The following is a 24,433-nucleotide window of genomic DNA, read 5'->3' on the forward strand; positions in this document are numbered from 1 at the left end:
GATTCGTCAAATGAGGGTTACAGCTCTTGTCAGTAAAACTTTACAGTCCGGGAGCCGCGCTAATGCTGCGCTGGCGCAAAGCCTGAAACCATAAGGTGGTTTATCGTGGATGCTTTACAGGAGGAGTTATGCAATCTATTCACGGTCATGAAGTACTGCAGATGATGATCGCTTCGGGCGAACCCTACAGCGTTGCCAGCCTGGAAGCGGCGATAGTCGCTCGCTTTGGCGACGAGGCCCGTTTTCACACCTGTTCGGCGGAAAACCTCACCGCTGGGGAGCTGGTGATATTTCTACAGAAGAAGGGCAAGTTTATTGCCGCAGACGCCGGGTTTAATACCAGCGAAAGTAAAATCTGCCAACATTAGCGGGGCGACAATGCCGAAGCATCGTCGCCGGCATAATTATTTCTGCGTATCGAGCGTTGCCAGATCTTTATCAATAAAGTACAGACCTTCACCGCTTTTACCGGCGAGGGTCAGTTTATCAATAACGGATTTAAACAGTTTCTCTTCTTCGTGCTGCTCGGCAACATACCACTGCAGGAAATTAAAGGTCGGATAGTCCTGTGCAGACATCGCGGCGTGGGCCAGGGCGTTAATTTGCTGCGTAATCAGCTGCTCGTGTTCGTAGGTAACGCGGAACAGCTCATCCAGCGATGCGTACTCGGCAAACGGCGAGGCAATGGCGTTGATGCAAGGCAGGCTGCCGGTGTCGGTGAGGTAGTCGAACAGGCGCTGCATATGGGTCATCTCTTCCTGAGCGTGACGACGAAGAAACGCCGCCGCACCTTCGAAGCTATGATAGCTGCACCATGCGCTCATTTGCTGATAAAGCAAAGAGGAATAGAGTTCAAGGTTCATCTGCTCATTGAGCTTATCGATCATTTCTGTTTTCAGCATAGCGCGTGCTCCGAAAATATAGGTAATTAAGATTATTGTGCGCTCACTATAATTTGTTATTTATTTATTTGCAAAAAGTAAATTAAAAACTTTATTTATTAAAAATGCAAATGGGAATAAAACGCATTGGCAATTTAATAATTAATGAGAATGGTTTTAATTGATATTTAATAAATAGCGCCGGGTCAGCTCAATATGCGCAACCGAATGACGAGCGGCTGAGGGCCTCGCGCGGGTTTTGCCGATCGGGGAGCGGCAGGGAAGCGGAGGCGCAAAGAGCGGGGGACGGGGTTGGATGGCAAAAGTGTGAAGCGCTACGTAATTTATAAAACAACTTTTCATAAAATTTGAAAGTGCGTTTGTTAAGTAGTAATGTCATACCAACGTTAACGACCTATCGCGGAAGTACCCGCAAAGCATTCAGGAGAGTAAAGCATGAAAATTGCACTGATGATGGAAAACAGCCAGGCAAACAAAAATGCCATCATCCTCAACGAGCTCAACGCCGTTGCCGACGAGAAAGGCTTCCCGGTTTACAACGTGGGTATGAGCGATGAGCACGATCATCACCTGACCTATATTCATCTGGGCATCATGGCCAGCATTCTGCTGAATTCCAAAGCGGTGGACTTTGTGGTCACCGGCTGCGGCACCGGCCAGGGCGCACTGATGTCTTTGAATATCCATCCGGGCGTGGTGTGCGGCTACTGTATCGATCCTGCCGACGCTTTCCTGTTTGCCCAGATTAACAACGGCAACGCGCTCTCTCTGCCGTTTGCGAAAGGTTTCGGCTGGGGCGCAGAGCTGAACGTGCGCTTTATTTTCGAAAAAGCGTTCACCGGCCGTAACGGGGAAGGCTATCCGCCGGAGCGTAAAGAGCCGCAGGTGCGCAATGCCGGGATTCTGAATACGGTGAAAGCGGCGGTGGTGAAAGAGAATTACCTCGACACGCTGCGCGCTATCGACCCGGAGCTGGTTAAAACCGCCGTCTCAGGTCCGCGCTTCCAGCAGTGCTTCTTCGAGAATTGCCAGGACAAAGAGATCGAAACGTTCGTTCGCCACATCGTCGGTTAATCCTCGACAAGGCCAGCCGCGGCTGGCCTTGCTTTCGCTTACGTTTTCTTGTTCGACACGCTGCTTCCGGCATCCGCCGTCAGCTTCAGGCTATCCACCATTCCCACCAGACAAATCAGCGCAATAAACACAAACGAGAGTCGAAAGCTGATGCCGGGCAGATTCGACAGGCTTAGCCATTCGCTCAGCTTTTCCCCGATACGAATACCTATCGCGCCAAGCGTTATCCCTAAACCAACCGCCAGCTGCGACGCGGTGCTGAACAGGGTGTTGGCGTAGCTCATCTGCGGGGAGGGCACATCGGCAAAGGCCAGCGTGCTGATGCCGGTGAACTGAATCGATCGGAAAACGCCGCCGAGGAACAGGATCAGCAGGATTAACCACACCGGCGTTTGCGGAGTCAAAAATGCGCAGGCCAGCAGCGACAGAACGTTGAGCGCGCCGTTAATCAGCAGCAGGCGGCGAAAGCCGAGCCAGCGGATAAGCGGCGTGGTGGCGGGTTTAATCGTGAAGTTACCGACGAACACGGCGAGCACCAGCAGCCCCGAGTGGAACGGATCCATGCCGAATCCCACCTGGAACAGCAGCGGCAGCAGGAAAGGCACGGCGCTGATGGAGGCGCGAAACAGCGAGCCGCCGTACATGGTGACCCTGAATGTGGGGACCCGCAGCGCATCGAGGCGCACCATGGGCCAGGCGGCGCGGCGGAAGTGGCGCAGCGAGAACAGCATGCAGCCGATCCCAAGCCCCAGCAGCGCCAGGGTCTGCCAGCCCTCGGGCCGGTTGTCGCCGAGGATCTCCATGGCGCTGACCAGGCTGACCATGGCCACCGAGGTGGCCAGGAAGCCGGGAAGGTCGAACGGGCGCCGCTCCTCCTCGCGAATATCGGGAATAATGCGCAGCGACAGCGCCATCGCCGCGAGACCCAGCGGGACGTTAATAAAGAAAATCCAGTGCCAGCTGGCGTAGCTGGTAATAAAGCCGCCCAGCGGCGGGCCAATAATCGGCGCCACCAGCGCGGGCCAGGTCAGCGTCGCAATGGCCTTAATCAGCTGGTGCTTGGGGGTGGTACGCAGCACCGCCAGCCGGCCGACCGGGACCATCAACGCGCCGCCCATTCCCTGCAGAATACGCATGGCGACGAAGGTATCGACGCTGGTGGAAAGGCCGCAAAACACCGAGGCAAGGGTAAAAATCGCCAACGCGAGGGTGAAGACCCTGCGCGCGCCGAAGCGATCGGCTATCCAGCCGCTGGCCGGGATCAACACCGCCAGCGTAATCAGGTAGGCGCTGATCCCGATATTGAGATCCACCGCCGCCACGCCAAAATCTTTCGCCATGTCCGGTAGCGCGGTGGCGATCACCGTTCCGTCGAGAAACTCCATGAAAAAGGCCCCGGCGACCAGCAGCGCTGGCGCCGAGAACGCCCGGTCTTCCCGGGCGGAGATGTTTGTCGTCATTATGTTGTTGCCATAGCCTGCTGAGATCGTGAGCAGGAGAGAGGGAAGGCTCCGGCTCCGCTCGTTTTTTGTTAAATTTAAAATTCAGTCTGCAGTTATTTTTGTGATTTGGCGCACATTTAAATTGATTTTTGTGATGGCGGTCATATTATAGTCGAGCGAGCATTAACACCTGCATAACAAAAACGGAGTGACGTCATGAAGCTGCGCAAGATTCTGAAAAGCATTTTTGACACCTACTGCAAGACCTTCAAAGATGTGCCGCCAGCCGGCATGTTCTGATAAAAAAACCTGCTGCGGCAGGTTTTTTTATCTCAGCAGATTTAGGGTACTATTACGCTCCTGCAAAAAGGAGCAAAAAATGTCTCAACACCTTACCGAACAAGACGAGCTGGTTTCCGACGTGGTTGCCTGTCAGCTGGTTATCAAACAGATCCTCGATGTCATTGACGTTATCGCCCCTGTAGAGGTCCGCGAAAAGATGGCGACTCAGCTTAAAGCGATTGATTTTTCAAGCCATCCTTCATCGTCCGACCCGGTTACGATGCGTGCGGTGCAAAAAGCGATTGCCCTGATTGAGCTGAAGTTCACCCCGCAAAGCGAAGCCCACTAATTGGTTTTACCCCGCCACGCGTGGTGGCGGGGTGTCCATCAGGCCTGGTGGGAGACTGCGGAACGGGCCGGGGTCGCCTCTTCACTCCTAAACAGCTTGCTGTTACCCCAGCACTCTTCGTAGCGATGGCCGACGAGATCCTCAACGACAACCCGTACCTCCGGCGCGATATCGCCGATTTTGCCTCCTGCTTTAATCCGTGCAACCTCCTGTAAGACCACCATATGGGCTTTGCGATCCAGCTTCATCTGCTTGCTGAATACGATCGCGGCCAGAGCCAGCAGCACCACTCCGCTACAGAACACCACGGCAATCGCCGTAACCGCGCTTTCCGGCTGGGCGTGCGCCTTCGACTGGAAGCCGTAGAAGCTGAGAATAGCTCCCATGGTGAAGACGATGATAGAGCGCAGTATTTTCCCGGAGAAGGTCATGGCGCCGGCATAAATTCCCTCGCGACGGCGGCCGGTGTAAATCTCATCTACATCGGCAAGGAAGGTATAAACGGTCCATGGGATGTAGTACACGCCGCCGGTTCCGAGGCCAAACAGGACGGTGATCCCGAACATCAGCACGGTAGCGAGGTGCGCCGGAAGATGGAAAAACCACAGCGAGGTGTAGAGCAGTACCGAGAAAATAACCACGCTCAGCGCGAGGATATAGGGCTTGCTGAAGCCTTTTTTCACGCACAGTCCGATGAACAGCGCGGTAGAGACCAGCTGCAGAATCGAGTTCAGGCTGTTCAGCCCGGCAACCATCGCCGGATCGTGCTGCAGAACGAAGATAACAAAATAGGTAAAGATGGAGGCAAACAGCCATTCCGCGCCAAAACCACACAGGTACATGCCGAGATGCTTGCGGAAGACGCGTAAATAAAAAGTCGAACGCATATCTTTAGCCAGCAGCAGCAGCGTATTGAGCAGCCCTCTCTTCTCGCTGACGCTGCTCTCCTCTTCCCGCGGACGCTCCCAGCTGCAGTACCACAGGCAGGAGATAGCGACGATCAGAATGATGCCGTAGGTCAGGCCGGTCAGGAAGAACGGGGTGGCGGAATCCTTGCCGTACAGCAGGATGAACTGGCCCGGAATAAAGGCCGCGAGGAAGTTTGCCAGCTTGCCAAAAATGGCTTTATAACCGGTGAGCTTAGAACGTAATGAGAAATCGTCGGTCATTTCGGTGGCCAACGTTTCGTAAGGTACCATGATTGAGGTATAAATAATCTCGAAGATCACGTAGGTGCTGAGGTAGTACCAAAAGCCGAGACCCTCTACCCACAGCAGCGGGTAAAACATCATCAGCGGAATGCCGATGAGCAAAAAGAAGCGCCGCCGGCCAAAGCGTTTGCCGAGCCGGGTTTTACCGAAGTTATCCGTAAGATAGCCCATTAACGGGTTACTAATGGCGTCGATAATGCTGGCGATCGAGAAAATTAACGAGGCCTCGATCAGCGTCAGCCCGCAAAATGTCGTATAAAAATAGAGTAACCAGGCGCCGCTGATTGCCAGCGCGCCGCTCCCCAGTAAGTTGCCGCCGCCGTAGGCGAGCTGATGGCGTAACAAAATCGGTCTTCCCTGCAGCCCTTGCGAGGCTGAAGCCGCGTATCTTGCCATTAATATAAACCTCTTGTTTTAAATTTTTGAAACAGCGTTTTTATATTATTAACTCACGGCTTAAAAAGTGATCCCCGTCACTAATCATCGGTCAGGCGATTTAGCTGCGCAGTAATGCGATCGGCTTAAAAGTTTTTAATGCTTTTTAGGAATAACAAACGGCTGCGGAGCGCCAAAATGCCGGGGCGGGGGAGCGTGCGGGCCATGCGGGAGGAGGTCTGAAGCAATGCCGAAGGCTGGCCGCTGGGCTCTCAGACGGACTGGCGATAGCAGAACGGAGCGGGAGGTGAATTATCGGGCACCTTTCATTAATAGCCTGAACGGTGCCCTATAGCGGTGGTTCCCTCTGACTTTAGCCAGCCTGAAGGCGTTTACCTAAGCCGGATTAATGGCGCTGCTGCGCCACCAGATCCATCAGGCGGCGGTCGGTTTGCTGCAGACAGATACCGGCTTTATCGGCGCTACGCACTTCATCGAGAACGGTTTGCAGGAGAATGCCGTCCTGCTGCTGCTCTTTCTCTAAGAGGGTCAAAAAGCGCCAGGTGGAATCATCGCTTTGCGCTTTAGCTTCTTCTGCCAGACCGGCGAGCAGGCTGCTGCGCTGTTCATAGTCGGCAAGAGTCTGGGTAAACAGATCTTCGAGGGAGCTGCACTCCTGATGATAGGTCCCTTCGGCCTTCACGATAGGCCACTCGCCGCCCTTTTTCATAAATTCGAATACCCGCATCATCAGCGTGACGCTGGACTGCGCCTGGGTGCGGAGAAACGTCGCGGTGCCGTTCAGGCGCTGCTGTGCGCACCACTCGCTCAGATGCAGATACGAGTTCGACGCGCGGAACTCAAGATTCATCTGGTTATTCAGCTTTTGAGCCATTCCTGCAACTACCATAAAATATCCTTATTAATCTGGAAGGGGGTCTTCGCGGGTTAAGAGCTTTCGCCCCCAACAGCTTCATTACGAGACCTTCACACGAAAGTTTACTGGCGGAATAATATAATTCCGCGCTCTCCATGAGTGGCCAGAAATGATATTTCCGATATCCACAAATATAGAATACTCTCAGAATTTACTTAAGAAAACTCTTAACCGGAAGGATTTACGTTTAGTTACACCATCCGCTGATAGCAGGCTATTGATTAGCATATTTATTAAATTGAGTGTCATTTAAGGTATTGATTGTATTTGATTTTTATCGGATTATTCGTCAGTCTTATCAAACCCTTCAGTCATATTACGTAGTTGTATGATATTTACATGAGCAGCGCTTAATTAAAATAAACGCGTCGCATGTTTAACTGCGTCATGTAATTGTCACGGTTCTGCTGGCGCAACATTGCGCTGGATCATTTTTTAATTTTTATTGCTGAACACCGTGAAATAATATTTCAAGGCAATGACGATTGTGTCAATAAATCGTGATGTCGTGCGTAGCGCCTGATATCGCCGGGAGGAGGGGGCCGGGGGAGGGCAACCGCTGGCGTCGATTGCGGGTCCGCATGCCGGGCGCGCTGCGCTAAATGCGTCACAGGGATAACTCTGCTGGTGATATGGATAATACTGCTTATGACTGCACTAATTGTCTGACAATTAGCGCTTTTTTTATGTCATTTTTCGCTGAATTTATGCACTCAATTACTGTAATTCCGCGATGTGATAATGCTCTCGTATGGAGAATTGATTTCCGGCTATTACTATTTCAACAACGGCATCGTTGGATGAGATTTTTCTAATACCTTGTTTTAAGTCTGATAAAAATTTTTAGATCCGATATTTCCCTACATAAAAGCGAATTTAAGCTGGAGTTTACCATGCACAAATTTACTAAAGCGCTGGCGGCGATCGGTCTCGCTGCGGTTATGTCACAATCAGCTATGGCGGAAACGCTTAAGCTCGGTTTTCTGGTCAAGCAGCCGGAAGAGCCGTGGTTTCAAACTGAATGGAAATTTGCCGATAAGGCCGGTAAAGATTTAGGTTTTGAGGTTGTTAAAATCGCCGTACCGGACGGCGAAAAAACGCTTAACGCGATCGACAGCCTGGCCGCCAGCGGCGCGAAGGGGTTTGTTATTTGTACGCCGGATCCGAAGCTCGGGGCGGCGATTGTCGCCAAAGCTCGCGGCTATGACATGAAGGTCATCACCGTCGACGATCAGTTCGTTAACGCCAAGGGCAAGCCGATGGAGAGCGTTCCGCTGGTGATGATGGCGGCCAGCGAGATTGGCGCTCGTCAGGGCCAGGAGCTCTATAAGGAGATGCAAAAACGCGGCTGGGAGGTGAAGGATACCGGGGTGATGGCGATCACCGCCGATGAGCTCGATACCGCGCGTCGCCGCACCACCGGTTCGCTGGATGCCCTGAAAGCCGCCGGCTTCCCGGATAAACAGATCTACCGCGTGCCGACGAAATCCAACGATATCCCCGGCGCCTTCGATGCCGGCAACTCGATGCTGGTCCAGCACCCGCAGGTCAAACACTGGCTGATCGTCGGGATGAACGATAACACCGTCCTGGGCGGCGTTCGCGCTACCGAAGGGCAGGGCTTCAAGGCTCCGGATGTGATTGGTATCGGTATTAACGGCGTGGATGCGGTCAACGAGCTCTCCAAGGCGCAGGCCACCGGCTTCTACGGCTCTCTGCTGCCGAGCCCGGATATTCACGGCTACAAAACCAGCGAGATGCTCTACAACTGGGTAACCAAGGGCGCCGAACCGCCGAAATTCACGGCGGTCACCGACGTCGTGTTGATTACCCGCGATAACTTCAAAGAAGAGCTGGCGAAAAAAGGGCTGTAAGGCCTGCTAACCATGCCTCCCGCAGCCGCGGGAGGCTGAGCGCAGTAGAGCGGAGTCGTTATGCAACAGTCTACCCCTTATCTCTCATTTCGCGGCATCACCATGACTTTCCCGGGCGTTAAGGCGCTGTCCGATATTAGCTTTGACTGCTATGCCGGCCAGGTTCACGCCCTGATGGGAGAAAACGGCGCCGGAAAATCCACGCTGCTGAAGATCCTCAGCGGCAACTATATACCAACCGCGGGCAGCCTGGCGGTTCGCGGTCAGCAGATGGCGTTTAGCAACACCACCGAGGCGCTTAACGCCGGGATCGCCATTATTTACCAGGAGCTGCACCTGATACCGGAAATGACCGTCGCGGAAAATATCTACCTCGGCCAGCTTCCACACAAATACGGCATGGTGGACCGCAAGCTTCTTAACTATGAAGCGCGGCTGCAGCTGGAGCATCTGGGGCTGGATATCGATCCGCAAACGCCGCTGAAGTACCTCTCCATCGGTCAATGGCAAATGGTGGAGATCGCCAAGGCGCTGACGCGCAACGCCAAGGTTATCGCCTTTGACGAACCGACCAGCTCCCTTTCCGCCCGTGAAATCGACAACCTGTTCCGGGTTATTCGCGAGCTGCGTGAGGAGGGGCGGGTCATTATTTACGTCTCGCACCGCATGGAGGAGATCTTTGCCCTGAGCGACGCGATCACCGTTTTCAAGGACGGCCGCTATGTGCGCACCTTCGACGATATGCAGACGGTGAACCACGATGCGCTGGTGCAGGCGATGGTGGGGCGCGATTTAGGGGACGTCTACGGCTGGAAGCCGCGCGAGTACGGCAGCGAGCGCCTGCGCCTGGAGCAGGTAAAAGCGCCGGGCGTAAGAACGCCGGTGAGCCTGGCGGTGCGCAGCGGAGAAATCGTCGGCCTCTTTGGCCTGGTGGGCGCCGGGCGCAGCGAGCTGCTGAAAGGTCTGTTTGGCGGAACCCGCATCACCGGCGGTCAGGTCTACATCGACGGGGAAGCCATCGATATTCGTAAACCGGCGCAGGCGATTCAGGCCGGGATGATGCTGTGTCCGGAGGATCGTAAAGCCGAAGGCATTATTCCGGTGCACTCGGTGCGCGACAATATCAACATCAGCGCCCGACGTAAGCATATTCACGCCGGCTGCCTGATCAACAACGGCTGGGAGGCGCAGAACGCCGACCGCCATATTCAGTCCCTTAATATTAAAACGCCGGGACCCGAGCAGCTGATTATGAACCTCTCCGGCGGTAATCAGCAGAAGGCGATTTTGGGGCGCTGGCTCTCCGAGGAGATGAAGGTGATCCTGCTCGATGAGCCGACTCGCGGTATCGATGTCGGCGCCAGGCATGAGATCTATAACGTCATCTACGCGCTGGCGGCATCCGGCGTGGCCGTCGTCTTTGCCTCCAGCGATTTACCCGAAGTGCTTGGCGTTGCGGACCTCATCGTCGTGATGCGCGAAGGGGAAGTGGCGGGTGAACTGCTGCATGAAGATGCGAATGAACAGCAGGCGTTAAGCCTTGCGATGCCAAAAGTGAGCCAGGCGGTCGCCTGAGTAAAGGAGTCAATGATGTCCTCTGTTACCACCTCAAATACCCGTCGATCCGCCTTCAGCTTTGCCCGTGTCTGGGATCAGTTTGGAATGCTGGTCGTCTTTGCCGTGCTGTTTATCGGCTGCGTGATTTTTGTGCCGAACTTTGCCTCTTTCATCAATATGAAAGGCCTCGGGCTGGCGATTTCGATGTCCGGCATGGTGGCCTGCGGGATGCTGTTTTGCCTGGCATCCGGCGATTTCGATCTCTCGATTGCGTCGGTTATCGCCTGCGCGGGCGTGACCACCGCGGTGGTTATCAACCTCACCGAAAGCATGTGGATCGGCATTGCTGCCGGCCTGCTGCTGGGGGCGTTAAGCGGCCTGGTCAACGGTTTTGTTATCGCCCGGCTGAAAATCAACGCCCTGATAACCACCCTGGCGACGATGCAGATTGTTCGCGGTCTGGCCTATATTATCTCCGATGGCAAAGCGGTGGGCATTGAAGATGAGCGCTTCTTCACCCTCGGCTACGCCAACTGGTTCGGCCTGCCGGCGCCTATTTGGCTGACCGTGGGCTGCCTGATAATCTTTGGTCTGCTGCTGAACAAAACCACCTTTGGCCGTAATACTCTGGCAATCGGTGGCAATGAAGAGGCCGCGCGTCTGGCAGGGGTGCCGGTCGTGCGCACCAGGATTATTATCTTCGTTATCTCCGGTCTGGTTTCTGCCGCGGCGGGGATTATTCTGGCATCGCGAATGACCAGCGGTCAGCCGATGACCTCGATTGGCTATGAGCTGATTGTGATCTCCGCCTGCGTGCTGGGCGGCGTGTCGCTAAAAGGGGGGATCGGCAAGATTTCGTACGTGATCGCCGGGATCCTGATCCTCGGCACCGTCGAGAATGCGATGAACCTGCTCAATATCTCGCCTTTCTCGCAGTACGTGGTGCGCGGCGTGATCCTGCTGGCGGCGGTTATCTTCGATCGTTACAAGCAGAAGGCAAAGCGTAGCGTGTAAATACTCCAACCTTTCAGTTTAATCCTAGAATATCACCGGCGCCCGCTGCGCTGGTGATTACTATCAAAAATGGCGAGCTCCGTCACACTGTCTATACTTACATGGCTAACAATTCGTTAACAGCCAGCGAAACGCTGGCCATGAAAGGAGGAGTTCAGGGTGGCTGACCAGATATCTGTACCGCCTGTACCAAGCGAAAATTGCGCATTTTTCTTTGACCTCGACGGTACTCTTGCCGATATCAAACCTCATCCCGATCAGGTTGTTATCCCGGTTAACGCTCTTCAGGCGCTGCGGCAGCTCGTGCAGCAGCAGAGTGGGGCGGTGGCATTGATTTCAGGGCGCTCAATGGCTGAGCTCGATGAGCTTACCCGTCCTCACCGGCTGCCGCTGGCCGGCGTCCACGGAGCTGAGCGCCGTGATATCAATGGGAATACGCATATCGTTTCTCTGCCGGATGCGCTGCAGAAGGAGCTTCACGGCCGGCTGGCGCTGGCGCTTGAGGCGCTGCCGGGCTGTGAGCTCGAGCATAAAGGGATGGCTTTTGCGCTGCACTACCGTCAGGCGCCGCGGCATCAAAGTGCGGTGCTGACGCTGGCCCAGGAGGTGGTGAAGAGCTATCCGCTGCTGGCGCTGCAGCTGGGCAAGTGCGTGGTCGAGATAAAACCGCGCGGAGTGAACAAAGGCGAGGCGATCGCCGCCTTTATGCAGGAGGCGCCGTTCGCAGGACGCAGGCCGGTATTTGTCGGTGACGACTTAACCGATGAAGCGGGTTTTGGCATCGTTAACCAGCTGGGCGGCATTTCGGTAAAAGTCGGCAGCGGCGACACCCAGGCGCGCTGGCGTTTGCCGGACGTCGCGGCGGTGCACCAGTGGCTAAATAATATTGCGAATAATGGACATCAACCAGACGCGCTAACCGACAGGAGAGATGGCTATGAGTCGCTTAGTCGTAGTATCTAATCGTATTGCTCCCCCGGATGATAAAAAGGCCAGCGCCGGTGGCCTGGCCGTGGGGATTATGGGGGCCTTAAAAGCGGCCGGTGGGCTGTGGTTCGGCTGGAGCGGGGAAATTGGCGACGATAGTCAGCCGCTGAAAAAGGTCACTCAGGGAAACATTACCTGGGCCTCCTTTAACCTCAGCGAGCAGGACCACGACGAGTACTACAACCGCTTTTCCAACGCGGTGCTGTGGCCCGCGTTTCACTATCGTCTCGATCTGGTCGATTTTCAGCGCGACGCCTGGGAGGGCTATCAGCGCGTAAACGCGACGCTGGCGGATAAACTGCTGCCGCTGATTGAGCCTGACGACATAGTGTGGATCCATGATTACCATCTGCTGCCCCTGGCGCACGAGCTGCGCCAGCGCGGAGTTAATAATCGGGTCGGCTTCTTTTTACATATTCCCTTCCCGACCCCGGAAATATTTAACGCGCTGCCGCCGCACGCCGAGCTGCTTGAACAGCTCTGCGACTACGATCTGCTGGGCTTCCAGACCGAGAGCGATCGGCAGGCGTTTCTTGACTGCATCGCGGTACAGACCCGCCTGACCACCCGCAGCGGAAACGCTCATGTCGCCTGGGGCAAACCGTTCCAGACCGAGGTCTACCCGATTGGCATCGACCCCGATGAGATCGCGCGTAGCGCAAAAGGGCCGCTGCCGCCGAAGCTGGCGCAGCTCAAAAGCGAACTCAAGAGCGTGCAGAATATCTTTTCCGTTGAGCGGCTGGACTACTCGAAAGGGCTGCCGGAGCGCTTCCTGGCCTATGAGGCCCTGCTGGAGAAATATCCCCAGCATCACGGCAAGATTCGCTACACCCAGATTGCCCCGACCTCGCGCGGCGATGTCCAGGCCTACCAGGACATCCGCCACCAGCTGGAGACCGCCGCCGGGCGCATTAACGGCCAGTATGGTCAGCTGGGCTGGACGCCGCTCTACTACCTGAATCAGCATTTTGAACGTAAGCTGCTGATGAAAATCTTCCGCTATTCCGACGTCGGGCTGGTGACGCCGCTGCGCGACGGGATGAATCTGGTGGCGAAGGAGTTTGTTGCCGCCCAGGATCCGCAGAATCCCGGGGTTCTGGTGCTGTCGCAGTTTGCCGGCGCGGCAAACGAGCTGCCGACGGCGCTCATCGTCAATCCCTACGATCGTGATGAAGTCGCCGCGGCGTTGGACACCGCGCTCACCATGCCGCTGGCAGAACGTATTGCGCGCCACTCGGCGATGCTGGCGGTGGTTAAGGACAACGATATCCACCGCTGGCAGGAGCGGTTTATCGCCGACCTAAAGCGGATAGAAGCGAGAAATGAGGAGAGTCACCTGCAGCGTAAGGTGGCGACCTTCCCCAAACTGGCCTAGTTCGGCCCTCAGGCTGGCGCTTCGGCGCTAGCCTTTCTCCAGCGATACCAGCAGCACGTCAACGCCGCTGCTGCCGACGATACTTTTCGCCGAGCAGGTGGCGCGGGAAAACAGGCTGTGGTTGTGGTTGCCGCAAATCACCAGATCCACCCGATGCTGCTGACAAAAATCCTTCACGTGATGGCCAAGTTCGCCGCTGGCGATGGTGATTTTCTCAATCGGATAGCCGGCATCCTGAGCCAGACCGTTGAGAAAGCCGCGGGTTTCTTCATACATCAGATCCCGCAGGTTCTCTAACATCGGCGCCGCAAACTGGTTATACATTTCCGGGTCCGTTGCCAGCGTTATCAGGCTAATTTTGGCCTCAAGCGGGCGCGCGATAGAGACCGCCTTGTTGATAAGCGTCCGACTTTCCGGCGTTGGGGCAACGGCTACAAGCAGATGTGAGTAGGGCATCAAGCCTCCTTAAGATACGCAAAATAACCCTTCTTCTTTTCTTTACTCCGATTTCCCTGTTCCCGCAAGGGCTATTGTTTGCTGCCAGGCCCGCCGCTGCGCGGGGCGCGAAATAGCGATTCTGGCAGCTCTCTCGCAAAAATGGTCTTTGGTTTTGCCATAAAAGAAAAGCTGTTTTATAAGTCGGTGATGCGCGTTCACCCTCTCTTTGCGTTTTTGCCATTGCCGGGTCAGGGCTGGCAAAAATGAAAAGGTAACCCCGTTTCCATCCTTTTACTGTAGCCAGGTACCTACTCCCTTTTGGCCTGGCCAGAAAGATTGTCGGAGTTCACTAAAAATAACGACACAGGATTTACGGCGATGAAAACACGTAAAATCGGTTTGGCTAACTACCTTGCCTATGGATCGGGCGATTTCCTTGGCGCAGGAACCACCGCGCTCACCGCGGCATGGCTGCTCTATTTTTACACCACCTTTTGCGGCCTGTCTCCGATTCAGGCAACCCTTATCTTTGCCACCGCCAGGGTTCTGGATGCGGTCATTAGTCCGCTGATGGGCTTCCTGACCGACAACTTTGGCACCACCCGGCTCGGCAAACGCTTCGGCAGACGAAAGTTCTTTATTCTGCTGGGTATCCCCTGCGTATTCAGCTACTCAATGATGTGGGTAGGCGATATGGGGTTCTGGTACTACCTGCTCACCTATCTGCTGTTTGATATGGTCTACACCATGATTCTGGTGCCGTACGAAACTCTGGTTCCGGAAATGACCGATGATTTTAAACAGAAAACAAAATTCTCCGGGGCGCGTATTTCGATGGCGCAAATGTCGGCAATCCTCGCCTCATTCCTGCCGGGGGTGCTGCTTACCCACTTTGGTAAGGACAATGCCGTCTCCTTCTTTTACGCAAGCCTGGTGTTCTCGGTCCTGTGCGCGGTGATGCTGACGTTCGTCTGGTTCTTTACCTGGGAGCGCTCTCGCGATGCGTGGTCGGAGACGGCGCTGCGGGCCGAGGAGGAGAAGCGTAATCTCTCACTGGCGCAGAGCCTCAATCGCCTGTTTATCGAGCTCACCTCGACGCTGCGCATTAAGATCTTCCGCCAGCATCTGGGTATGTATCTTGGCGGCTATATTGCTCAGGACGTGTTTAACGCCGTTTTCACCTACTACGTCGTCTTCGTGCTGATGCAGGAAGCCGCGGTGGCATCCAACCTGCTCGGCACTATGGCCATCTTCCAGTTTATTGCGGTCATTGCCATGATCCCGCTGTGCATCCGCTTTGGGCCGGCGCCGTCCTATCGGATGGTGGTTATCCTGTTTGGCCTTGGCTCGCTCTCCTATGCGCTGCTTTACTACGCCGGGCTGAGCGACGTTTATTCGCTGCTGCTGCTGGTTTCCGCCATTGCCGGCCTCGGCCGCGGCGGGATCAACTATGTTCCGTGGAACACCTACACCTATATTGCCGACGTCGACGAGGCGATCACCGGCCAGCGTCGGGAGGGCATTTTCGCCGGCATCATGACGCTGACCCGCAAGGCCTCTCAGGCCGGGGCGGTGATGCTGGTGGGCATCATTATGCAGCTCTCCGGCTTTGTCTCCGGGCAGAAAACGCAGCCCGACGAGGTCAGCCACACCATCCTTCTCATTCTGAGCGTGGGCACGCTGGCGGTGCTGGCCTGCGGGTTCCTCGTCTCCCTGCGCTTTAAGCTCAACCTCGAGACCCACGGCGTGCTGCAGGCCGAAACGCGCAAAATGCGCCAATCGGGTCGGGCGCAGCCGGAGCTCACCCGCTCCGAGGATCGGGCGGTGGTGGAGATGCTGGCCGGTATGCCTTACGCATGCCTGTGGGGAAATAACAACATCGGCTATCTGAATCGTAATAAGCCTGCCGCGCCGTCCCTCAGGCAGGGTGCTGAAATGAATTCAACATGGAACAGAGGTTAATAATATGAAGGTTTGGCCTGTCAAACAGAGTCCCTTACTGCGTCAGCCGGAGCGCTTTATTGCGCGCAACGAGCTGCAGGCGCTGATCGAGAAAGTGACCGACAATCTGGTCAATATTCAGGATGAAACGGGCGCGTTTCTGCTACGGCTGGACGATGGGCGGGTCATTGATACCAAAGGGTGGGCCGGCTGGGAGTGGACCCACGGCGTCGGTTTATACGGGATCTATCAGTACTACCAGCAGACCGGAGATATCGCGATGCGCGATATTATCGACAGCTGGTTTGCGGACCGCTTCGCTGAAGGCGCGACCAGCAAAAACGTCAACACCATGGCGCCATTCCTGACCCTGGCCTGGCGCTATGAGGAGACCGGCAGGCAGGAGTATCTGCCGTGGCTCGACGGCTGGGGTGAATGGGCAATGCACGAGATGCCGCGCACCCGTCACGGCGGGATGCAGCACATCACCCTGGCGGAGGAGAATCATCAGCAGATGTGGGACGACACGCTGATGATGACCGTGCTGCCGCTGGCGAAAATCGGTAAATTGCTCAACCGGCCGCAGTATGTGGAAGAGGCGACATACCAGTTTTTACTCCACGTGCAGAACCTGATGGACCGGGAGAGCGGGCTGTGGTTCCACGGCTGGAGCTATGAGGGCCAGCATAATTTCGCCCGCGCCCGCTGGGCGCGCGGCAACAGCTGGCTGACGATGGCGATCCCGGACTTTCTCGAGCTGGTGGATCTCCCCGAGCACAGCGCGGTGCGGCGCTATCTGCTTCAGGTGCTGAATGCGCAAATTGCGGCGCTGGCAGCGTGCCAGCACGAGAGCGGTCTGTGGCATACGCTGCTGGACGATCCGGATTCGTATCTGGAGGCGTCGGCAACCGCCGGTTTTGCCTACGGTATCCTGAAGGCGGTACGTAAACGCTACGTGAGCCGGGAGTTTGAGCGCGTCGCGGAGCAGGCCATGCGTGGGATCGTGCAAAATATCTCCCCGCAGGGGGAACTGCTGCAAACCTCATTCGGCACCGGAATGGGCTCGAATCTCGACTTCTATCGCCAGATCCCGCTCACCTCGATGCCCTACGGGCAGGCGATGGCGATCCTGTGCATGACGGAATATCTGCGCCGGTATTTCTGACGGCGAACTTTACCGGCTCTGCGCCGCGCGGCCGGAGGAGGGCGCAAAAAAAGAAACCGGCATAAGCCGGTTTCTTTATCGTTTATCAGAGCGGTATTACATCCGCTCGACGGTTTCAATACCTAAGGTATCCAGACCGGTCTTCAGGGTTTTGGCGGTCAGCTGCGCCAGTTTCAGGCGGCTGTTGCGCGTCTCTTCGCTTTCCGCGGAGAGGATCGGGCAGTGCTCGTAGAAGCCGGAGAACAGGCCGGCCAGATCGTACAGGTAGGCGCACATGACGTGCGGGGTCCCTTCGCGCGCAACGACGGTCAGCGTCTCTTCAAACTGCAGCAGGCGTGCGGCCAGCTGCGCTTCGCGATCTTCGGTGATGATGACCGGCGCCGCGGCCAGCGCGCTTTCGTCGATCTCCGCTTTACGGAATACCGACAGCACGCGGGTATAGGCATACTGCATGTAAGGCGCGGTGTTGCCTTCAAACGCCAGCATGTTGTCCCAGTCGAAGATGTAGTCGGTGGTGCGGTTCTTGGACAGATCCGCATATTTTACCGCCCCGATCCCAACCGCGTTAGCCAGCTTCTCCAGCTCGTCGGCAGGCATATCCGGGTTTTTCTCGGCAACCAGGCGACGCGCGCGCTCCAGCGCTTCGTCCAGCAGGTCGGCAAGCTTCACGGTACCGCCGGCGCGGGTTTTAAACGGCTTACCGTCTTTACCGAGCATCATGCCAAACATATGGTGCTCCAGCGGGACGGAACCCGGCACGTAGCCCGCTTTACGTACGATGGTCCACGCCTGCATCAGGTGCTGGTGCTGGCGGGAGTCGATGTAGTAGAGCACGCGATCGGCGTGCAGGGTTTCGTAGCGGTATTTTGCGCAGGCGATATCGGTGGTGGTGTAGAGATAGCCGCCATCCTTTTTCTGGATGATAACGCCCATCGGTTCGCCGTCCTTGTTTTTGTACTCATCAAGGAATACTACGGTGGCGCCTTCGCTCTCAACGGCCAGGCCCTGCGCTTTCAGATCGGCAACGATACCCGGCAGCATCGGGTTGTACAGGCTTTCACCCATTACGTCGTCGCGAGTCAGGGTCACGTTCAGGCGGTCATAGGTAATCTGGTTTTGCGACATGGTAATGTCGACCAGCTGGCGCCACATCTGGCGGAAGTACTCGTCGCCGCCCTGCAGTTTAACCACGTAGCTGCGGGCGCGCTCGGCGAAGGCTTCGTCTTCGTCGTAGTGCTTTTTCGCTTCACGGTAAAAGCCTTCGAGGTCCGCCAGCGCCATTTCGCCGGCATTTTCCTGCTGCTGCTTTTCGAGCCAGGCGATCAGCATCCCAAACTGGGTGCCCCAGTCGCCGACGTGGTTAGCGCGAATCACCTTGTGGCCGAGGAACTCGAGGGTGCGCACCGCGGCATCGCCAATGATGGTGGAGCGCAGGTGGCCGACGTGCATCTCTTTTGCCACGTTGGGCGCAGAATAGTCGATGACAATAGTCTGCGCCTGCGGCTGGGCAACGCCAAGGCGCTCTGCGGACAGCGCCTGGCTAACGTTGGCGGCTAAAAACGCCGGGTCGAGGAAAATATTGATGAAGCCAGGCCCGGCGATTTCGACCTTACTGGCAATGCCGTTCAGATCGAGATGAGACAGCACCTGCTCTGCCAGTTGTCGCGGTGCCATACCCAGTTTTTTAGCGACCGCCATCACGCCGTTGGCCTGATAGTCACCGAACTGGATTTTTGCTGACTGGCGAACCTGCGGTTCGCAATCGGCAGGGGCGCCTGCCGCGATCAGGGCGTGGCTGACTTTTTCTGAGAGAAGAGCCTGAATATTCACCGGAATACCTTACTTTTAAGGCGCCGTAACCCCTGCAGGGTGGCGCCGGAATGTGGACAAATTAGGGCAGGAGTATACTGCATTTGCACCCCTGCGTCAGCCCTGCGCGCGCGTTGCCGGACGGCGTGCTTAATGAATAACCAGCGCGGCCAGGATAAAGAAGATTGCGGGTTGGTCGCCGCCGGGAAACGCGATAAATTAGCCCCTTTAGCGAGCGTCGAGGTCAAGAATGGCGAACTGGCAGCAAATTGATGAACTTCAGGATATTACCGCGGATCTGCCGCGCTTCACCGAGGCGTTAGGCCAGCTGGCCGCGCGGCTCGGGCTGGATATTGCGCCCCTGTCTGCGGACCATATCTCTCTGCGCTGTCATCAGAATACAACCGCGGCGCGCTGGCGCCTCGGGCTTGAGCAGTGCGGCACGCTGCTGTCGGAAAACACCATTAACGGTCGGCCAATCTGCCTGTTTAAGCTGGATGAACCTGTGATCGTGGCGCACTGGCGCTTTAGCGTGGTTGAGCTGCCGTGGCCCGGGGAAAAGCGCTACCCGCACGAGGGCTGGGAGCACGTTGAGATTGTGCTCGCCGGCGAGCCGGAAACGCTTAATGCCCGCGCGTTGGCGCTGCTCTCCGACGACGGCCTCGGCCAGCCGGGGATCTTCGTCAAAACCAGCTCGCCGAAAGGGCAGCACGAACGCCTGGCAAATCCGACGCTGGCGGTGACGGACGGGAGCGTGACGATCAAGTTTCACCCGTGGTCCATCGAGCAAATTATCGCCAGTGAAAAAACGGATGCGTAACAGTGTGAAGCTACGCGATTTCTGAGCGGAAAAATCGTGACATGCTGTGTTGCCCGCGGCGTGAATGGAGAATGGAATGACGCTACTGGAAGTATGTTGTTACAGCACGGAGTGCGCCGAGGAGGCGCAGCGACGCGGTGCAGACCGCATCGAACTGTGTGCTGCGCCGCAGGAGGGAGGGCTAACGCCGTCGCTGGGCGTGCTCAAAGCGGCCCGCAGGGCGCTGACCATCCCGGTGCATCCGATTATTCGCCCGCGCGGCGGTGATTTTTGCTACACCGAGGGCGAATTTGCCGCGATGCTCGACGACGTGGCAACGGTGAGGGCGCTGGGTTTCCCGGGCCTCGTGACTGGCGTTCTGGACGCCGACGGTCGGGTTGATACCGCGCGGATGCGTAAAATTATGGCCGCGGCGGGACCGCTGGCGGTTACCTTCCACCGGGCTTTCGATATGTGCGCAAACCCGCATCAGGCCTACGCTGCGCTGGCTGAATTAGGCGTTGCGCGGATCCTGACATCCGGCCAGCAGGCGAGCGCAGAAAAAGGTATTTCATTAATTTTGGAACTTATTGCCCTGGGCGATACTCCAATCATTATGGCTGGAGCAGGTGTGCGGGCAGCAAACCTGTCGCAGTTTCTGGAAGCCGGCGTAAAAGAAGTGCACAGCTCCGCCGGCCAGTGGCTGCCTTCGCCGATGCGCTTTCGTAATTCCAGGCTGTCGATGTCTACGGATGCCGAAGCAGATGAATATTCACGCTATGCCGTTAACGGCGCAGCGGTGGCGGAAATGAAGAGCATTATTTCCGCCTGAGTGAGTGCCCGCGTTGTTTGCGCGCAGCCTGCGGGCTGGTCAGCACAACGGCCGTGGGCAGAGAGAGAACCGTTTTTTGCTGCACATCATGTCGCCCAATATGATGATTGCCCGTACCAGGCCCCTGCAATTTCAACAGGGGCCTTTTTTTATGCAAAATTTGGCGACCGATCGCCGGGGCGCGATGCCCGAGCGATCCTGACCGGCCGGCGTTAGCGCGCTTTTTTTGCCAGCGACTGCTGAGTTTCGGGCCTGGTGGCGATAATCACCGCGCGCAGCGGTGCGGGATAGCCTTCGAGGGTTTTGCTGCTGTCGTTCGGATCGAGGAAATCCGCCAGCGATTCGGTGGTCATCCATTCGGTGCGGCGCTGCTCTTCGGTACTGGTCACGCAGACGTCAACGATCCGCACGTCGACGAAGCCGCATTTTTCCAGCCACATTTTCAGCGCAGCCGCCGAAGGAATAAAGTAGACGTTGCGCATTTGCGCGTAGCGATCGCCCGGTACCAGCACGGTATTTTCGTCACCTTCAACAACCAGCGTCTCCAGCACCAGCTCGCCGCCTTCAACCAGCTGATCTTTGAGCTGCCACAGATGGTCGAGCGGGGAGCGGCGGTGGTAAAGCACGCCCATTGAAAATACGGTGTCAAAGGCGTTCAGCGCCGGCAGCTGCTCAATGCCCAGCGGCAGCAGATGGGCGCGCTGGTCGTTGCCCAGCAGCTTGCGCACCGCTTCAAACTGACATAAAAACAGCTGCGTAGGGTCGATACCCACCGCCAGATGCGCGCCGGCGCCGATCATCCGCCACATGTGATAGCCGCTGCCGCAGCCGACGTCGAGGATCGTTCGACCGGTCAAATCGGAAAGATGCGGCAGAACGCGATCCCACTTCCAGTCAGAGCGCCATTCGGTGTCGATATCCACGCCATACAGCGACCACGGGCCTTTGCGCCACGGCATCAGGTTGCGCAGCAGGTTTTCAATCCGCAGCCGATGGCCTTCGCTCAGCGGGACTTCGCTTTCTGCGGTCACGCTGTGCAGCAGGTCGAGACGATAGGGCGAAAGCTCAGGGAGAAACTCAACGGCCCGCTCCCATTCACGGTACTTACCGTGCAGGGCCTCGCGCTGCCAGGCGGCAACCTGGGCTGGAAGCGTCTCCAGCCAGTGGGATAGCGGGCCTTTGGCGATACGCTGATAAAAATTGCTGAAATCGATCATGCCGTTTCCCCGGACTTCACAGCCACCAGCGAGCCAAAGTTAAAGCACTGGAACCACAGTTCGGCGTGTTCGAATCCGGCCTTGCGCAGCCGCGCTTTATGGGTTTCTACCGAGTCGGTGAGCATAACGTTTTCCAGCATGCTGCGCTTCTGGCTGATTTCCAGCTCGCTGTAGCCGTTGGCGCGCTTAAAGTCGTGATGCATGTTAAACAGCAGTTCGCCGACGTTGGCATCTTCAAAGCTGAATTTTTCCGACAGCACCAGCGCGCCGCCCGGGTTCAGCCCCTGATAGACCTTATCCAGAATCGCCTGGCGCTCGTCGGGCTCAAGGAACTGAATGGTGAAATTGAGCACCACCATTGAGGCGTTTTCGATGGTGACGTGGCGAATATCGCCTTCCACCACCTCAACCGGCGTCGGCGCCTTGTAGGCGTCGATATGGCGGCGGCAGCGCTCAACCATCGCCGGGGAGTTATCCACGGCCACAATCCGGCAGCCGGCGTGGGAAATATTACGCCGTATCGAGAGCGTGGCTGCGCCAAGGGAGCAGCCGAGATCGTAGACCTGAGTATCAGGCTGCACAAAGCGCTCGGCCAGCATGCCAATCATCGAAATAATGTTGGAGTAGCCAGGAACGGAGCGCTGGATCATATCCGGGAAGACTTCAGCAACCCGTTCATCAAAGGTCCAGTCGCCGAGGCTGGCGATCGGCGCGGAAAAAAGGGTATCGCGGTGAGACATAAGGTTAAACCCGAAAAAACGAAAACGGCGTATTGTGCGCTAATGTAAGGAGAAAACCAACTCCCAGGGCATATACCACAGATTCGCGAGCACCATCAGCACCAGCGCGCACCAGGTGGCGCTCATGCCGGAACGACGCCAGCTGTAGAGCCGGTGATGGAAACCGTAAGAGTGCATCAGCCGGCCGGCGATAAGCAGGATACCGCAAAGGTGCACCATCCAGTTCTGCGCGCCGTCCATCTCGACAAACAGCAGCAGGATAAGCCCGATCGGCAGGTACTCAACCGCATTGCCGTGCACGCGGATAGCGACCTGTAGCTCGCTAAAGCCGCCGTCGCCGTATCCGACGTGGTACTGCGTGCGCAGGCGTACGACGTCAAAAGAAAACTTGATTAACAATAACGTACCCAGGACGGCATACAGCGCGCTGACCATACAAAAAACTCCCTTTCACTGTGTCAGATGGCTCCGACTATCATAGCAGGATATCAGAAAAGAGAGGTCTGCTGAGGAATTGACGGTGCCGGGCCGACGTCGGGCAGCACCGCGCGTAAATCGGCCCACAGGGTATCGACCAGCGCCGGCGCGTGGGCGATATCCGGCGTATGCAGGAACAGGTAGGGCGTGGTCGATTGGCTCCACTTCGGCAGCGTCTGCAGCCAGATGCGAAACAGCTCGTGGTTCTGCGCCATATCGTCGCTGCCGATGAAGCGCACCAGCGGATGATGGGCGGTGACCACCGCGTGGACCGGGAGCCGCGGCTTTTTACGCTGCGCGTCGAGCGCGGCCGGGCTGCGGGCGGTCACGCTGTGCACCGGACGGCTATCGAGGATCACCCGGTTAACGGCGCGCTGGTGCAGCCCGCGGTTGAGCTGCTGCTCGTCGTCGCCCTTGGCAAAAAACGCCGGATGCCGTACCTCGACGCCGTAGGTGAAGCCGGCGGGCAGCGCGTCGAGAAACTGCCACAGGGCGGGGAGGTCGCGCGGCCCGAAGGTCGCAGGTAGCTGCAGCCAGTACTGGCCGATACGCGTCTCAAGCGGCGCGAGCCGGGTAAAAAACTCGCGGCTTAAATCGCCGCAGTTGCGCAGCGCCGCCTGATGCGAAATGGTGGCCGGAAACTTAAAGCAGAAGCGAAAGTCATCGTGGGTTTGCTCGAACCAGCGGGCCACTATCTCGGCTTTCGGCAACGCGTAGAGGGTCGTATTGCCCTCCACGCAGTTAAAGTGGCGAGCGTACTGTTCCAGACTGGTTATGCCAAGGCGCACCCATTTCGGATGCGACCATTGCGGGAGCCCAATATAGATCATAGCGCGGCGAGAATGTCCTCAGTGCTGCGCACGCGGGCAATGCGCGGGAAGATGTTCGTCATGCTGCCCTGGTGCTGCTCGGCGGAGGCCGCGCTGCAGGCGTCCTCGGCGATCAGCAGATTGAAGCCCAGCTCCCAGGCGTTGCGCGCGGTGGATTCAACGCCGATATTGGTTGAGATCCCGCACAGAATAATGGTGTCGATGCCGCGGCGGCGCAGCTGCAGTTCGAGATCGGTGCCGTAAAAGGCGCCCCACTGGCGCTTGGTGACTTCGATATCGCTATCCTGTTTGCCCAGCGCAAGCGGCCAGGTCCACCAGTTATCCGGCAGCGCATGCGCCCCCGTTTGCGCATCAACCGGCTGTTTTAACGCTTCGCCAAAGTCGGCAGACCAGCCGACGCGGACCATGATCACCGGCGAGCCCTGCTGACGACATTTCTCCGCCAGACGAGCGGCGCGAGCGACTACCTCATCGGCGCGGTGTGGGCCGCCGGCGAACGGCAAAATGCCTTCCTGCAGGTCGATGACCACAAGCGCCGTTTTTTTCGCATTGAGTTCTGGCATAGTATCCCCGTATCTTCTGTAGTTTGGCCGTTACAATACCGTTGCCATTCGCGCTCCAGGGTAACAAATTTTGTTAATTTTTGTGAGCGTAGCCAATAAGCGCGCAGCAAAGCAACGTACAAACTGCGTCGGGCTTATCGTGCGGCAGAATTTCCAGTATAATAGCCGCCTTTTTTCATTCAGTTGTGACATTCAGCTAAAGCCGCAACTTCGTGGCCTGCAGAGCAGGCAACAATCCGCCAG

General features: G+C 56.8%; 24 protein-coding genes. 13 read left to right on the plus strand and 11 right to left on the minus strand.

Annotated features, from left to right (window positions below; translation table 11 throughout):
* The first annotated feature begins 128 nt into the window (after nucleotides 1–128).
* Nucleotides 129–368, plus strand: coding sequence for a YecH family metal-binding protein (locus MMW58_RS10850; RefSeq protein ID WP_041146266.1), 240 nt, complete (start codon nucleotides 129–131; stop codon nucleotides 366–368).
* A gap of 36 nt (nucleotides 369–404) precedes the next feature.
* Here MMW58_RS10850 and ftnA read toward each other — a convergent pair whose 3' ends face one another.
* Entirely contained in the window at nucleotides 405–902 is a 498-nt protein-coding gene (gene ftnA / locus MMW58_RS10855; protein ID WP_045859271.1) for a non-heme ferritin, read from the minus strand.
* Nucleotides 903–1,337: 435 nt separating this feature from the next.
* On the opposite strand from ftnA, the gene MMW58_RS10860 reads away from it, so the two are divergent.
* Nucleotides 1,338–1,976 (plus strand): RpiB/LacA/LacB family sugar-phosphate isomerase, encoded by a 639-nt coding sequence (locus MMW58_RS10860; RefSeq protein WP_133598568.1) that lies wholly within the window; start codon nucleotides 1,338–1,340, stop codon nucleotides 1,974–1,976.
* 38 nt (nucleotides 1,977–2,014) lie between these two features.
* On the opposite strand, the gene MMW58_RS10865 is transcribed toward MMW58_RS10860, so the two are convergent.
* Nucleotides 2,015–3,436, minus strand: a complete 1,422-nt coding sequence (locus MMW58_RS10865; RefSeq protein ID WP_133598566.1) for an MFS transporter — start codon at nucleotides 3,434–3,436, stop codon at nucleotides 2,015–2,017.
* A 198-nt stretch (nucleotides 3,437–3,634) separates the two neighbouring features.
* Between MMW58_RS10865 and azuC the strand changes: the two genes are divergently transcribed.
* Together azuC and MMW58_RS10875 are read left to right on the plus strand one after the other, a co-directional pair.
* Nucleotides 3,635–3,718, plus strand: a complete 84-nt coding sequence (gene azuC, locus MMW58_RS10870; RefSeq protein WP_113771133.1) for a stress response protein AzuC — start codon at nucleotides 3,635–3,637, stop codon at nucleotides 3,716–3,718.
* A gap of 79 nt (nucleotides 3,719–3,797) precedes the next feature.
* The gene (locus tag MMW58_RS10875) at nucleotides 3,798–4,049 is read left to right on the plus strand and encodes a DUF2766 family protein (protein ID WP_041146262.1); all 252 of its coding nucleotides are present in this window, start codon (nucleotides 3,798–3,800) and stop codon (nucleotides 4,047–4,049) included.
* 38 nt (nucleotides 4,050–4,087) lie between these two features.
* Here the strand turns inward: MMW58_RS10875 and MMW58_RS10880 are convergent, their stop codons facing one another.
* Entirely contained in the window at nucleotides 4,088–5,605 is a 1,518-nt protein-coding gene (locus MMW58_RS10880) for an MFS transporter (protein ID WP_166646164.1), read from the minus strand.
* A 436-nt stretch (nucleotides 5,606–6,041) separates the two neighbouring features.
* Nucleotides 6,042–6,545 (minus strand): non-heme ferritin-like protein, encoded by a 504-nt coding sequence (locus MMW58_RS10885; RefSeq protein ID WP_159235694.1) that lies wholly within the window; start codon nucleotides 6,543–6,545, stop codon nucleotides 6,042–6,044.
* Nucleotides 6,546–7,465: 920 nt separating this feature from the next.
* On the opposite strand from MMW58_RS10885, the gene MMW58_RS10890 reads away from it, so the two are divergent.
* The 5 genes from MMW58_RS10890 to otsA all read left to right on the plus strand — a co-directional run bounded on the left by MMW58_RS10890 (nucleotide 7,466) and on the right by otsA (nucleotide 13,379).
* Nucleotides 7,466–8,446 (plus strand): arabinose ABC transporter substrate-binding protein, encoded by a 981-nt coding sequence (locus MMW58_RS10890; protein WP_241723345.1) that lies wholly within the window; start codon nucleotides 7,466–7,468, stop codon nucleotides 8,444–8,446.
* 60 nt (nucleotides 8,447–8,506) lie between these two features.
* Complete coding sequence (gene araG, locus MMW58_RS10895) at nucleotides 8,507–10,021, plus strand: L-arabinose ABC transporter ATP-binding protein AraG (RefSeq protein ID WP_241723347.1); 1,515 nt, start codon at nucleotides 8,507–8,509, stop codon at nucleotides 10,019–10,021.
* Nucleotides 10,022–10,036: 15 nt separating this feature from the next.
* The gene (araH, locus tag MMW58_RS10900; protein ID WP_133599420.1) at nucleotides 10,037–11,017 is read left to right on the plus strand and encodes an L-arabinose ABC transporter permease AraH; all 981 of its coding nucleotides are present in this window, start codon (nucleotides 10,037–10,039) and stop codon (nucleotides 11,015–11,017) included.
* Nucleotides 11,018–11,176: 159 nt separating this feature from the next.
* A complete protein-coding gene (gene otsB / locus MMW58_RS10905; protein WP_241723349.1) occupies nucleotides 11,177–11,980 on the plus strand; it encodes a trehalose-phosphatase in 804 nt (267 codons plus the stop codon).
* A complete protein-coding gene (gene otsA, locus MMW58_RS10910) occupies nucleotides 11,955–13,379 on the plus strand; it encodes an alpha,alpha-trehalose-phosphate synthase (RefSeq protein WP_133598554.1) in 1,425 nt (474 codons plus the stop codon). Before otsB ends, otsA begins: the two co-directional genes overlap by 26 nt.
* A 27-nt stretch (nucleotides 13,380–13,406) precedes the next feature.
* Here otsA and uspC read toward each other — a convergent pair whose 3' ends face one another.
* A complete protein-coding gene (gene uspC, locus MMW58_RS10915) occupies nucleotides 13,407–13,835 on the minus strand; it encodes a universal stress protein UspC (protein ID WP_045859253.1) in 429 nt (142 codons plus the stop codon).
* Between the two features lie 360 nt (nucleotides 13,836–14,195).
* Here uspC and MMW58_RS10920 point away from each other — a divergent pair, with 360 nt between their 5' ends.
* Both MMW58_RS10920 and bglB read left to right on the plus strand, forming a co-directional pair.
* Nucleotides 14,196–15,779 (plus strand): MFS transporter, encoded by a 1,584-nt coding sequence (locus MMW58_RS10920; RefSeq protein ID WP_241723350.1) that lies wholly within the window; start codon nucleotides 14,196–14,198, stop codon nucleotides 15,777–15,779.
* A 4-nt stretch (nucleotides 15,780–15,783) separates the two neighbouring features.
* The gene (gene bglB / locus MMW58_RS10925; RefSeq protein WP_241723351.1) at nucleotides 15,784–16,923 is read left to right on the plus strand and encodes a beta-galactosidase BglB; all 1,140 of its coding nucleotides are present in this window, start codon (nucleotides 15,784–15,786) and stop codon (nucleotides 16,921–16,923) included.
* Nucleotides 16,924–17,019: 96 nt separating this feature from the next.
* On the opposite strand, the gene argS is transcribed toward bglB, so the two are convergent.
* Nucleotides 17,020–18,753, minus strand: a complete 1,734-nt coding sequence (argS, locus tag MMW58_RS10930) for an arginine--tRNA ligase (RefSeq protein WP_241723352.1) — start codon at nucleotides 18,751–18,753, stop codon at nucleotides 17,020–17,022.
* A gap of 229 nt (nucleotides 18,754–18,982) precedes the next feature.
* Here argS and MMW58_RS10935 point away from each other — a divergent pair, with 229 nt between their 5' ends.
* Together MMW58_RS10935 and cutC are read left to right on the plus strand one after the other, a co-directional pair.
* Nucleotides 18,983–19,552 (plus strand): VOC family protein, encoded by a 570-nt coding sequence (locus MMW58_RS10935; protein WP_241723353.1) that lies wholly within the window; start codon nucleotides 18,983–18,985, stop codon nucleotides 19,550–19,552.
* Nucleotides 19,553–19,628: 76 nt separating this feature from the next.
* Complete coding sequence (cutC, locus tag MMW58_RS10940; protein ID WP_241723354.1) at nucleotides 19,629–20,363, plus strand: copper homeostasis protein CutC; 735 nt, start codon at nucleotides 19,629–19,631, stop codon at nucleotides 20,361–20,363.
* A gap of 212 nt (nucleotides 20,364–20,575) precedes the next feature.
* On the opposite strand, the gene cmoB is transcribed toward cutC, so the two are convergent.
* From cmoB to MMW58_RS10965, 5 genes are read right to left on the minus strand one after another with little or no spacing between them, the layout of a single operon-like run.
* Nucleotides 20,576–21,580 carry a tRNA 5-methoxyuridine(34)/uridine 5-oxyacetic acid(34) synthase CmoB gene (gene cmoB, locus MMW58_RS10945; protein WP_041146248.1) on the minus strand — a complete coding sequence of 335 codons (1,005 nt, stop codon included), beginning with the start codon at nucleotides 21,578–21,580 and terminating at the stop codon, nucleotides 20,576–20,578.
* Complete coding sequence (gene cmoA / locus MMW58_RS10950) at nucleotides 21,577–22,320, minus strand: carboxy-S-adenosyl-L-methionine synthase CmoA (protein WP_045859241.1); 744 nt, start codon at nucleotides 22,318–22,320, stop codon at nucleotides 21,577–21,579. Before cmoA ends, cmoB begins: the two co-directional genes overlap by 4 nt.
* A 39-nt stretch (nucleotides 22,321–22,359) precedes the next feature.
* Entirely contained in the window at nucleotides 22,360–22,755 is a 396-nt protein-coding gene (locus MMW58_RS10955) for an MAPEG family protein (RefSeq protein WP_241723355.1), read from the minus strand.
* A gap of 53 nt (nucleotides 22,756–22,808) precedes the next feature.
* Nucleotides 22,809–23,627, minus strand: coding sequence for a DUF72 domain-containing protein (locus MMW58_RS10960; RefSeq protein ID WP_123709126.1), 819 nt, complete (start codon nucleotides 23,625–23,627; stop codon nucleotides 22,809–22,811).
* Nucleotides 23,624–24,190, minus strand: a complete 567-nt coding sequence (locus MMW58_RS10965) for a hydrolase (RefSeq protein ID WP_041146244.1) — start codon at nucleotides 24,188–24,190, stop codon at nucleotides 23,624–23,626. The genes MMW58_RS10960 and MMW58_RS10965 overlap by 4 nt, the downstream gene beginning before the upstream one ends.
* Nucleotides 24,191–24,433: the final 243 nt, after the last annotated feature.

The organism is Klebsiella sp. HC6 (genome assembly GCF_022605325.1).
Taxonomy (GTDB): domain Bacteria; phylum Pseudomonadota; class Gammaproteobacteria; order Enterobacterales; family Enterobacteriaceae; genus Klebsiella; species Klebsiella terrigena.

Excerpts from the sequence above, each read along its gene's own strand:
- bglB (WP_241723351.1), top strand. The coding sequence starts at position 15,784 with ATGAAGGTTTGGCCTGTCAAACAGAGTCCCTTACTGCGTCAGCCGGAG.
- MMW58_RS10955 (WP_241723355.1), bottom strand. The coding sequence starts at position 22,755 with ATGGTCAGCGCGCTGTATGCCGTCCTGGGTACGTTATTGTTAATCAAG.
- MMW58_RS10920 (WP_241723350.1), top strand. The coding sequence starts at position 14,196 with ATGAAAACACGTAAAATCGGTTTGGCTAACTACCTTGCCTATGGATCG.
- MMW58_RS10850 (WP_041146266.1), top strand. The coding sequence starts at position 129 with ATGCAATCTATTCACGGTCATGAAGTACTGCAGATGATGATCGCTTCG.
- araG (WP_241723347.1), top strand. The coding sequence starts at position 8,507 with ATGCAACAGTCTACCCCTTATCTCTCATTTCGCGGCATCACCATGACT.
- MMW58_RS10965 (WP_041146244.1), bottom strand. The coding sequence starts at position 24,190 with ATGCCAGAACTCAATGCGAAAAAAACGGCGCTTGTGGTCATCGACCTG.
- MMW58_RS10865 (WP_133598566.1), bottom strand. The coding sequence starts at position 3,436 with ATGACGACAAACATCTCCGCCCGGGAAGACCGGGCGTTCTCGGCGCCA.
- cmoB (WP_041146248.1), bottom strand. The coding sequence starts at position 21,580 with ATGATCGATTTCAGCAATTTTTATCAGCGTATCGCCAAAGGCCCGCTA.
- azuC (WP_113771133.1), top strand. The coding sequence starts at position 3,635 with ATGAAGCTGCGCAAGATTCTGAAAAGCATTTTTGACACCTACTGCAAG.
- araH (WP_133599420.1), top strand. The coding sequence starts at position 10,037 with ATGTCCTCTGTTACCACCTCAAATACCCGTCGATCCGCCTTCAGCTTT.
- cmoA (WP_045859241.1), bottom strand. The coding sequence starts at position 22,320 with ATGTCTCACCGCGATACCCTTTTTTCCGCGCCGATCGCCAGCCTCGGC.
- MMW58_RS10860 (WP_133598568.1), top strand. The coding sequence starts at position 1,338 with ATGAAAATTGCACTGATGATGGAAAACAGCCAGGCAAACAAAAATGCC.
- otsA (WP_133598554.1), top strand. The coding sequence starts at position 11,955 with ATGAGTCGCTTAGTCGTAGTATCTAATCGTATTGCTCCCCCGGATGAT.
- MMW58_RS10890 (WP_241723345.1), top strand. The coding sequence starts at position 7,466 with ATGCACAAATTTACTAAAGCGCTGGCGGCGATCGGTCTCGCTGCGGTT.
- cutC (WP_241723354.1), top strand. The coding sequence starts at position 19,629 with ATGACGCTACTGGAAGTATGTTGTTACAGCACGGAGTGCGCCGAGGAG.
- MMW58_RS10935 (WP_241723353.1), top strand. The coding sequence starts at position 18,983 with ATGGCGAACTGGCAGCAAATTGATGAACTTCAGGATATTACCGCGGAT.
- ftnA (WP_045859271.1), bottom strand. The coding sequence starts at position 902 with ATGCTGAAAACAGAAATGATCGATAAGCTCAATGAGCAGATGAACCTT.
- MMW58_RS10960 (WP_123709126.1), bottom strand. The coding sequence starts at position 23,627 with ATGATCTATATTGGGCTCCCGCAATGGTCGCATCCGAAATGGGTGCGC.
- uspC (WP_045859253.1), bottom strand. The coding sequence starts at position 13,835 with ATGCCCTACTCACATCTGCTTGTAGCCGTTGCCCCAACGCCGGAAAGT.
- MMW58_RS10885 (WP_159235694.1), bottom strand. The coding sequence starts at position 6,545 with ATGGTAGTTGCAGGAATGGCTCAAAAGCTGAATAACCAGATGAATCTT.
- MMW58_RS10875 (WP_041146262.1), top strand. The coding sequence starts at position 3,798 with ATGTCTCAACACCTTACCGAACAAGACGAGCTGGTTTCCGACGTGGTT.